Origin of the sequence: Kitasatospora sp. NPDC059817 (assembly GCF_042731835.1) — a bacterium.
Taxonomy (GTDB): Bacteria; Actinomycetota; Actinomycetes; order Streptomycetales; family Streptomycetaceae; genus Kitasatospora.
Genome location: NZ_JBHWIR010000105.1, coordinates 7,315 through 15,447, shown reverse-complemented (window position 1 = coordinate 15,447; position 8,133 = coordinate 7,315). Strand labels below are relative to the sequence as shown.

Genomic DNA, 8,133 nt, shown 5'->3' with positions numbered 1-8,133 from the left:
GGGCGCGGGGCCGGCCCCGCGGGCGGCGCGGCGGCGGCGGGGCGGGCGCGCCGCCGCCGCCCCCCCGCGCGCCCCGGCGGCGGGGCGCCCCCGCGCCGGCCGACCCGACGGTAAAGTCCCAGGTGAGCACCGTCGCGCCCGAGGAGACCCCGCCATGCCGACCGACCCCGCCACCGGAGCCGCCGCCGACCGCCCGCCGATCGCGCGGTACGGCCTGGGCACCGCAGCCGTCGGCCGGCCCGGCTACATCACCCTCGGACGCGACGGCGACCTGCCCGCCGAACGCACCGTCGAGGCGCTGCGCGACCGCACCCACGCCCTGCTCGACGCCGCCTACGCCGCCGGCGTGCGCTACCTCGACACCGCCCGCTCCTACGGCCGCGCCGAGGAGTTCGTCGCCCAGTGGCTCGCCGAACACCCCGCGGCCGCCGCCGAGGTGACGGTCGGCAGCAAATGGGGCTACACCTACACGGCCGACTGGCAGACCACCGGCGTGGCCGCGCACGAGGTCAAGGAACACTCCACGGCGGTGTTCGACCGCCAGATCCACGAGACCCGCTCCCTGCTGGGCCCGCACCTGGACGTCTACCTGGTCCACTCCGTCACCCCCGACAGCCCCGCCCTGACCGACACCGCCCTGCACGCCCGCCTGGCCGACCTGGCCGGACAGGGCGTGCGGGTCGGCCTGTCCACCAGCGGCCCGGCCCAGGCGGACACCATCCGCGCCGCCCTGGCCGTCACCGTGGACGGCCGCCCGCTGTTCACCGCCGTCCAGGCCACCTGGAACCTGCTCGAACCCTCCGCCGCCCCCGCCCTGGCCGAAGCCCACGCCGCCGGCTGGCTGGTCGTCGTCAAGGAAGGCATGGCCAACGGCCGCCTCGCCGGGCGCAACGCCACCGGGAACGACACCGCCGCACTGCGCGCCCTCGCCACCCGCACCGGCGCCCCCCTCGACGCCCTCGCCCTGGCCGCGGCCGCCGCCCAGCCCTGGGCCGACCTCGTCCTGTCCGGCGCGGCGACCGTCGACCAGCTCGCCTCCAACCTCACCGCCGCCACCCTGCACCCCGACCCCGACGACCTGGCCGCCCTCGCCGTCCTGGCCGAACCCGCCCCGGCGTACTGGCGCACCCGCGCCGCCCTGCCCTGGGCCTGAACCACCCCCGCCGCACCGCGGGCCCGAACCCCGCCGCCCGACCCCCCTGCCCGAACTCCCTTGTCAGTGACCGCCCCTACGGTGGCCCCATGACCTCGGACCTGTCCCGTCTCCTGCCCGCCACCCTCCCGCCCGGCCGCCTGGTCGGCGGCGAGGACGGGCCGGAGCCGCTGCTGTGGATCAGCGACGCCCCCGCCCCCGCCGGCCTGTGGCAGCAACTCCACCGCGCCCACCCGCAGTCCGGCCTGTGGCCGCTGCTGCTCGTCCCCCTCGGCGACGGCGCCGACTACCGCCCCTGGCTGTCCGGCGAACTCTTCCCGGCCTCCGCCTCCGACCCCACCCTCTACGACCCCGACGCCCTGCTGCGCCGCTGGTGGCAGCAGCTCGGCGGCACCGACGAGGACGGGTCCGAGGGCCCGCTCGACACCGAGGACGCCGCCGAACTCCACGCCGCCCTGGCCCCCTTCGGCCCCGTCTGGCCCGGCACCGCCCCCGTCGCGGCCGTCCCCGACGGCGCCCCCGGCATCGAGGCCCGCGGCCTGGCCGACGTGCTGCTGTCCGTACGGGACGCGCGCCTGGGCCTGGTCGAGGCGGGCAGCGGCGCCGAGGCGCTGGCCGCCTGCGGCTGGAGCGGCCCGCTCAACCACGAGGACGACACCGCCAAGATCGCCGCCGTGCTCGCCGACTGGGAGCGCCGCTTCGGCGCCCAGGTCGTCCAAGTCGGCTTCGACACACTGGAGTTGAGCGTCGCCGTCCCGCCCGCCACGCTCACCGAGGCCCTCCCGCTGGCCGCCGAGCACACCGCCTTCTGCCCCGACCTCGTCTTCCAGGGCACCGGCACCCTGACCGCCTACGCCGAAGGCCTCGTCGCCGCCCACCAGTGGTCGTTCTGGTGGGACTGACCCGGCACCCGTTCCCGCCACCGGGCCCGGATCCACCGGACCAGAACTGAAGGGGTCGGACTATCCGTTGTGCGCTTCGAGCTCGGTCGCCGGCGCCTGCTGGGTGGCCGCCCACGACGCCAGGAGCGCCAGATTGTCAGCGGCCGGTGTGCCCGCGGGTGCGGTGTAGACGTTGAGGTGCAGGCCGGGTTCGGCGGGCAGTTCCAGGGACTCGACGTCCAAGTCGAGCCGGCCCACGATCGGATGGCGCACACGCTTGCGGCCGGACCGGTGCAGCCGCACGTCCTGAGATGCCCACCGCTGCCGGAACAGCTCACTGGACGTCGACAGTTCGCCGACCAGGGTGATCAGTTCCTCGTCGTGCGGATTGCGGCCGGCTTCCATGCGCAGCTTCGCGGCCACTCCGCCGGCAATGTGGTCGTAGTCGACAAAGAAATCCCTGGCCGCCTCGGGGTTCAGATAGACGAACCGCGCCGTGTTCGCGGGCCGTCGCGAGTCGGCCAGCACCGGTGAATACAGCGCGCGAGCGAGTTGGTTCATGGCGAGCACGTCATAACGGCCGTTACCGATCCAGGCCGGCGCACCGGAGATCGCGTCGAGCACCTGCTGCAGCGTCGAGCGCACCGTCACGGCAGGCCTGCGCCGGCGCGGGCCGCTGGGCGCCGTGGACTGGCGCGCGAGGTGGAACAGGTGGTCGCGCTCGGCCTCGTCGAGTTGCAAGGCAGAGGCCAGCGCGTCGAGCACGCCATCGGAGACACCGGCGAGCCTGCCGCGCTCCATGCGCACGTAGTAGTCGACCGATACCCCCGCCAGCAGCGCCACCTCCTCGCGGCGCAGACCCTTGACCCGACGGTTGCCGCCGTAAGCGGGAAGGCCCGCCTGCGCGGGTGCGATGCGGGCGCGACGCGAGCTGAGGAACTCCCGGATCTCGGTGCGCAGATCCATCGTGGCCATCCCCTCACCGTAAGCCGGTCCCGCAGTCTAAGGGGTGCCCGATGCGGTCGTCGCGATGCCGCCGTCCACCGGGATGACGGTGCCCGTGAGGTAGGACCCGGCCCGGCTGGCGAGAAACACGGCGACACCCGCCATGTCGTCGGCGCGGCCGATCCGGCGCAGAGGGGCCGCCGCCGCGATCGTGTCGCCGACGGCATCGAGCGTGGACGCCGTCATCCGCGACGGGAACACTCCCGGTGCCACCGCGTTCACCGTGACGTGCTGTGGGCCCAGCTCCCTGGCAAGCACCCTGGTGAGTTGATGAAGAGCCGCTTTGCTGCTGGCGTACGAGTAGTTGGGCGACTGGGCGACGTGGATGGCGGCGATACTGCCGATGTTGATGATCCGCGCGGGATCATCCGCGGTGCCCGCCCTGCGAAGTGCGGGGAGCAGCGCCTGCACCAGCCAGAACGGCGACTTGAGGTTGAGGTCGATCACCGCGTCCCAGGCCTCGTCCGGAAACGTCTCCAGCGGCTCGCGCCACATCGCCCCCGCGTTGTTGACAAGGATGTCCAGGCGTCCCGAGCCGGCCTCGACAAGATCGGCGAGGCGCTGACACTCGTCGTGCCTGGACAGGTCGGCGGGAATTGCTTGAACGTCGCCGAATTCGGACAGCAGCTGCTGCGCCTCCGCGCACGCGTCCGCCTTGCGCGAGCTGATGACGACACGGGCGCCCGCCTGGAGAAGGCCGCGCGCTATCATCAGCCCGATTCCCCTGGTGCCGCCGGTGACAAGGGCGTACTTCCCGCTCAGATCGAAAAGTTCCGTGTGAGCGGTGAATTGATTGCCCGCCATTGATCTCCGTCCCTTCTGCCGTCGAAGAACGCGCCGACACGGTCGCGCATTCGGGGCAGCTGAATTGAACTGATGGGGGTGAAGCTGCAGCGTGTGTCCATGGTGACAGGCGTTTTGGACGTCCGGGAGACCCTGGTGATACAGGTACTGCGAGAGCCCCCCTTGCCTGATGCGCTGACCCCGGCACCCGTTCCCACCGCCGAGTTCGGGGCCGTCGGGGACGTCGAGCCACCGCAGGCCGTGCCTCGCCAGGCTCGCCCACCGTCTGGGCAGATGTGGTTCAGCGTCGGCTCGTCATCCAGAGCGACACCGTCAGGCGCCGCCGCCCCCGGACCGTCTGAAAGAGGCTCTGCCCGCGCTTTCGTGAATGATCTTCGAGGCGCTTGCTGCGGATTGAGTAGCCTCTCGCCATGACCGAGATCAAGCCGACCAATCCTCAGACCGAAGCCGACCGTGGGCGCGTGGCACTCTGGCTGGATCCTGGCGATCTGGCCTGGCTGGCTCGGCACTGCTGCTGCCCGGACGACGCGACCGAGGAGGTGAAAGACCGCTGCGGCCGTATCCGCTTCCGCGCGAGCGCCGCGCTGCACAAGAGTGGTCGAACGAGCTGACCACAGCCCTCGCGGCCTACCTGAAGATCATTCACGGAACTGCGGTCAGAACGCCACCCGGTGACAGGCGCGGCCCGAAAACTCCCTGGACCGTCCGACCCGTCTCGGCCATGATCCTCACGTGGCCACCTACCTCGAGTCCGAGCGCCTGACCCTCCGCCCCTTCGCCGCCGCCGACGCGGACCTGCTGATCGAGCTGGACAGCGACCCGGCGGTGATGCGCTACCTGAACGGCGGCGCTCCAACCCCGCCAGAGGAGGTCCGCGACCTCGCCATCCCCAGCATCCTCGCCGGCTACGAGCGCTGGAATCATGACCTCGGCCTGTTCGCCGCGGACGAGAAGGACGGCGGCGCGTTCGTCGGCTGGTTCTGCCTGCGTCCGCTGCGCAGCGGCCCGCGTGAGGAGGCCGAACTCGGCTATCGCCTGCGCCAGGCGGCCTGGGGCCGGGGCTACGCCACCGAAGTCTCGCAGGCGCTGCTGGCGAAGGGGTTCGCCGAGCTCGGCATCCGCATGGTCTGGGCCGAGACGATGACCGTGAACCGCCCTTCGCGTAACGTCATGGAGAAGCTCGGGATGACGCTCGCGGAGAACATCCCCACGCCGGACTACATGATGGCGGTCGAGGGTTCCGAGCACGGGGGTGTGCGGTACGAGATCACGAAGGAGCAGTGGGAGCGGCGGCAGGCGTAGGCGGCGCGAGGCGCGGCGCCCGTGGATGTGAAGTCATCGGCCCGCGCGGCCTTGTCTCATCACGCCCTATCGGGCATATCCCCGCAGCATCTTGCCGAACTCGTCGCTGAGCTCGTCCCTGCCTGCGAGGCGCAGCAGGAGTCTGCGCTGCGGGAGCGGCGCGGCGGCGACCGCCGCCCCGGCGTCAAGGTGCATGTCGACGAGGGCTACCGGGGCCTCGCCAACCAGTTCCCACGCCAGGTCACGGCCCCACCCCGCAAGCCGAAGAAGGACGCGCCCCTCGGCGAGCAGCACGCCTGGCGGCACGAACGCCGAGCGCAGTCCTCCAACCGGATCTGCGTGGAACACGCCAACGCCGAGTACAAGCAGTGGCGCAGCGCTACACCGGCCGCCGCGAATACTTCGCCGAGACCAAAGCCGCCATAGCCGGCCTGGTCTCCGACCGGTCAGCCCGCCGGGCCACCCGCAAGACGAGCAAAGAACTCGTCCTTGCCGCCGACGCCCGCCCGACGTCCTGCTGATCAATCCCAGGCGGATTGCTCAGCCGAGCCTGCCCAGATTCTTATCGCTCCCCAAGCCGTCAGCCCCCGTTCTGCAGCTGCTGGAGCAGGGCGGCGTCGCCCTCCATCCGCAGCGAGTCGTTCGGGATACGCATGTACATGAGCAGGGCCATCTCGCTCGCCGTGCCGTAGATGGCGGCGGTGGGCTTGCTCTCGGCGGCCTCCGCCGCGGTGAGGCGGGTGAAGCGGGAACCGGCGGCGTCCACCGTCTGGCGCCAGGAGCCGGCCTCGGCTGCGTGGTAGTCCATGGTGGCGGGCTCGTGCGGCCACGGGACGGTGACGGTGCAGACGGTGGCGAGGAACTCCTCGATGGCGTCGACCGCCTCGGTCGTCGGCAGCTCCTGTGGCGTACCGGAGGCCAGCTGGGCGTCGTAGGTGTGGATCAGCGACTCGTGGACGCGGCGGCGGGCCACGGCGGCCCCCGTGTGCGGCGAGGCCAGCGGCTCCCACCAGGCCCAGCAGGCCCGGTCCGGGCCGGCCTCGCGCAGAGCGGCAAGCAGCTGCTCCGTCGAGTCGGCCAGCCAGGCTATGAGGGCCTCGCGCTCCCTGGGCGCCGCCAGCCCGTCCTTGCTCGGCCGCTCGTCGCCCGGCGCGGTGTTCAGCACGATGTAGGCCCAGAAGCGGTCCCCCTCACTGAGGTGGTTCGCCAGGTCGTACAGCGTCCAGCCCGGGCAGGACGGGACGTCGGCGTCGAGGCTGGGGGCAGCGGCGACGGCGGCGCGGAACGCGGCGGACCGCTCGTCGATCATCTGCAGCAGGGTGGGGAAGGAGAATTGCTCAGTCACGCAGACCTTGTATCACCCGGACCGGAACTCTCGCACTCGATTTAAGGCCCCAAAATGAGATGTCCTCTTAACTCCACTGCCAGCATGGCCAATTCACGACAACCTGATACGCGATGCCATCAGTACACCTTGGGCAGCCTGAAGTTCTAACCTGGTTCGGTGTTCGAGGGCGCCGGGCCGGGCCGGCCGGGTTGCGGAAGTGCCAGGGCTGCGGGATCCGACTGAGGTCGGAAGGTTTGGCCGGGGTGGCACTTCAGCGTGCGGTGACCCAGTACGCCGCGAGCGGGCGGTTGCCATGCGGTGCGGCGACGGCCCGCAGGACGTCGCTCTGGCTGAGGACGAGTTGCCGTACCGGTTCGGACAGCGCGGCCAACCGTTCTCCTCCGGTGATCAGGTCGAGACAGGCGGTGATCTCCCAGTCCGCGTCCTGGAGTGCGTCGGTGTCGACCGGCCCGTCGCCGTCCGCTGTCCAGCCCGCCTCGGGCAGGAGCCGCAGCAGCGCCTCGCGGGAGAAGGACGTGCGGATGTTGCCCTCGCCGTGTGAGCCTGCAGCCTCGATCTGGCCCTGGATCAATACTGCGAGCAGGTGCGCGAGCTGGTCGCCGCAGGAGGGCGTCAGGTCCCACTCGGTGAACCACAGCCGCCGCGCCCAGGGCCGCACCCGGGCCAGCGTGTCGCGCAGCTGCCCGAGCGAGGCGAAGTACCAGGAGCAGTGGGCGAGCACGACGTGGTCGAAGGCGTCGGAGGGGAAGTCGACCGACAGGTCGCGGACATCCGTGCTCAAGCGGAAGTCGATGCGCGGCCCGACCGGGCTCGCCGCGAGCCGGGCCGCCGATTCCCCGAGCGTGACCGGCGCCCCGTAGGTCGGATCGGCGACATCGACGGCCACCACGCGTCCCTGGGGTCCGACAGCCTCCGCGAGGACGGCGGTCATATCGCCCTGCCCGCAACCCAGTTCGAGGACGGTGGATCCGGGCTCGATGTCCCAGCTCTCCACGAGTGAAGCGCGGTGGCGTGTCTGTATCAGCTGAGCATCCGGGCTGTGGTCGGCAGCGGCCATGGTCTTCACGAGCAACGGAATCCTGGCGTGGAGATCGAAGTGCTTCACACAATCCTCAGTGGCTATTCGGCGAACCGGTGAGGACGAGGGTACGAGACGCCCCTTGGCGGCGCCTGCGATTTCTCGCTCGAGTCCTGCTCACGACAACAGCAGATCCGATCAGACCTCAGTGAGAATCGGTCTACCTTCGGTGAGCGGGGACAGCGGCCGACGAGCGGCAACACCCACTGCAGCCTCGACGAGTTCACCGCTCCGTGCTCCTTCTTCCCATGCAGGCGAAGGACTGCCGGATCCAGAGCGAGAGTGTCAGGTGCCGCCGCCCCGAGCCGGGTCGGCGGCACCATCGAGCAGCATCAGTTGGCGCCGAACTCGCCTGCGCGGACGGCGGTGACGAAGGCCTGCCAGGCGTCGGCGGGGAAGACGCTCGGGAAGCCGGGTGCGATCTCGACGCACTGACCCCCGTCGGAGCTGTGGGAGGACTTGACCCAGTGGGCAGAGGACAGGTCGGGGCGGAAGCTCATGGTGCCAGTTCCTTCCGGATGCTTGGGGTCCTGGGTTGTGCGGCGCAGCCATCCGCGATGGC

General features: G+C 71.2%; 11 protein-coding genes. 5 read left to right on the top strand and 6 right to left on the bottom strand.

Going from position 1 to position 8,133, the window contains the following annotated elements; all coding sequences use genetic code 11:
* Nucleotides 1-154 precede the first annotated feature (154 nt).
* Both ACFV61_RS22090 and ACFV61_RS22085 read left to right on the top strand, forming a co-directional pair.
* Nucleotides 155-1,153 (top strand): aldo/keto reductase, encoded by a 999-nt coding sequence (locus ACFV61_RS22090; RefSeq protein WP_380493488.1) that lies wholly within the window; start codon nucleotides 155-157, stop codon nucleotides 1,151-1,153.
* A gap of 89 nt (nucleotides 1,154-1,242) precedes the next feature.
* Nucleotides 1,243-2,055 carry a DUF4253 domain-containing protein gene (locus ACFV61_RS22085; RefSeq protein WP_380493486.1) on the top strand — a complete coding sequence of 271 codons (813 nt, stop codon included), beginning with the start codon at nucleotides 1,243-1,245 and terminating at the stop codon, nucleotides 2,053-2,055.
* A 60-nt stretch (nucleotides 2,056-2,115) separates the two neighbouring features.
* Here ACFV61_RS22085 and ACFV61_RS22080 read toward each other — a convergent pair whose 3' ends face one another.
* Entirely contained in the window at nucleotides 2,116-3,009 is an 894-nt protein-coding gene (locus ACFV61_RS22080; RefSeq protein WP_380493484.1) for a helix-turn-helix transcriptional regulator, read from the bottom strand.
* 27 nt (nucleotides 3,010-3,036) lie between these two features.
* Nucleotides 3,037-3,843 carry an SDR family oxidoreductase gene (locus ACFV61_RS22075; protein ID WP_380493482.1) on the bottom strand — a complete coding sequence of 269 codons (807 nt, stop codon included), beginning with the start codon at nucleotides 3,841-3,843 and terminating at the stop codon, nucleotides 3,037-3,039.
* A 410-nt stretch (nucleotides 3,844-4,253) separates the two neighbouring features.
* Between ACFV61_RS22075 and ACFV61_RS22070 the strand changes: the two genes are divergently transcribed.
* Nucleotides 4,254-4,454, top strand: a complete 201-nt coding sequence (locus ACFV61_RS22070) for a hypothetical protein (protein WP_363376036.1) — start codon at nucleotides 4,254-4,256, stop codon at nucleotides 4,452-4,454.
* A gap of 121 nt (nucleotides 4,455-4,575) precedes the next feature.
* Entirely contained in the window at nucleotides 4,576-5,145 is a 570-nt protein-coding gene (locus ACFV61_RS22065; protein WP_380425183.1) for a GNAT family N-acetyltransferase, read from the top strand.
* A 66-nt stretch (nucleotides 5,146-5,211) separates the two neighbouring features.
* On the opposite strand, the gene ACFV61_RS22060 is transcribed toward ACFV61_RS22065, so the two are convergent.
* On the bottom strand, nucleotides 5,212-5,340 hold the full coding sequence (locus tag ACFV61_RS22060) for a hypothetical protein (protein ID WP_380344211.1): 129 nt from the start codon (nucleotides 5,338-5,340) through the stop codon (nucleotides 5,212-5,214).
* 173 nt (nucleotides 5,341-5,513) lie between these two features.
* On the opposite strand from ACFV61_RS22060, the gene ACFV61_RS22055 reads away from it, so the two are divergent.
* Nucleotides 5,514-5,666, top strand: a complete 153-nt coding sequence (locus tag ACFV61_RS22055; RefSeq protein WP_380493480.1) for a hypothetical protein — start codon at nucleotides 5,514-5,516, stop codon at nucleotides 5,664-5,666.
* Between the two features lie 59 nt (nucleotides 5,667-5,725).
* On the opposite strand, the gene ACFV61_RS22050 is transcribed toward ACFV61_RS22055, so the two are convergent.
* From ACFV61_RS22050 to ACFV61_RS22040, 3 genes are all read right to left on the bottom strand, one after another.
* On the bottom strand, nucleotides 5,726-6,490 hold the full coding sequence (locus ACFV61_RS22050; RefSeq protein ID WP_380493479.1) for a maleylpyruvate isomerase family mycothiol-dependent enzyme: 765 nt from the start codon (nucleotides 6,488-6,490) through the stop codon (nucleotides 5,726-5,728).
* Nucleotides 6,491-6,743: 253 nt separating this feature from the next.
* Nucleotides 6,744-7,550 (bottom strand): class I SAM-dependent methyltransferase, encoded by an 807-nt coding sequence (locus ACFV61_RS22045; RefSeq protein ID WP_380493506.1) that lies wholly within the window; start codon nucleotides 7,548-7,550, stop codon nucleotides 6,744-6,746.
* Nucleotides 7,551-7,903: 353 nt separating this feature from the next.
* The gene (locus tag ACFV61_RS22040) at nucleotides 7,904-8,071 is read right to left on the bottom strand and encodes a DUF397 domain-containing protein (RefSeq protein ID WP_380493477.1); all 168 of its coding nucleotides are present in this window, start codon (nucleotides 8,069-8,071) and stop codon (nucleotides 7,904-7,906) included.
* Nucleotides 8,072-8,133: the final 62 nt, after the last annotated feature.

Excerpts from the sequence above, each read along its gene's own strand:
- ACFV61_RS22075 (WP_380493482.1), bottom strand. The coding sequence starts at position 3,843 with ATGGCGGGCAATCAATTCACCGCTCACACGGAACTTTTCGATCTGAGC.
- ACFV61_RS22085 (WP_380493486.1), top strand. The coding sequence starts at position 1,243 with ATGACCTCGGACCTGTCCCGTCTCCTGCCCGCCACCCTCCCGCCCGGC.
- ACFV61_RS22045 (WP_380493506.1), bottom strand. The coding sequence starts at position 7,550 with ATGGCCGCTGCCGACCACAGCCCGGATGCTCAGCTGATACAGACACGC.
- ACFV61_RS22090 (WP_380493488.1), top strand. The coding sequence starts at position 155 with ATGCCGACCGACCCCGCCACCGGAGCCGCCGCCGACCGCCCGCCGATC.
- ACFV61_RS22060 (WP_380344211.1), bottom strand. The coding sequence starts at position 5,340 with ATGCACCTTGACGCCGGGGCGGCGGTCGCCGCCGCGCCGCTCCCGCAG.
- ACFV61_RS22070 (WP_363376036.1), top strand. The coding sequence starts at position 4,254 with ATGACCGAGATCAAGCCGACCAATCCTCAGACCGAAGCCGACCGTGGG.
- ACFV61_RS22040 (WP_380493477.1), bottom strand. The coding sequence starts at position 8,071 with ATGAGCTTCCGCCCCGACCTGTCCTCTGCCCACTGGGTCAAGTCCTCC.
- ACFV61_RS22080 (WP_380493484.1), bottom strand. The coding sequence starts at position 3,009 with ATGGCCACGATGGATCTGCGCACCGAGATCCGGGAGTTCCTCAGCTCG.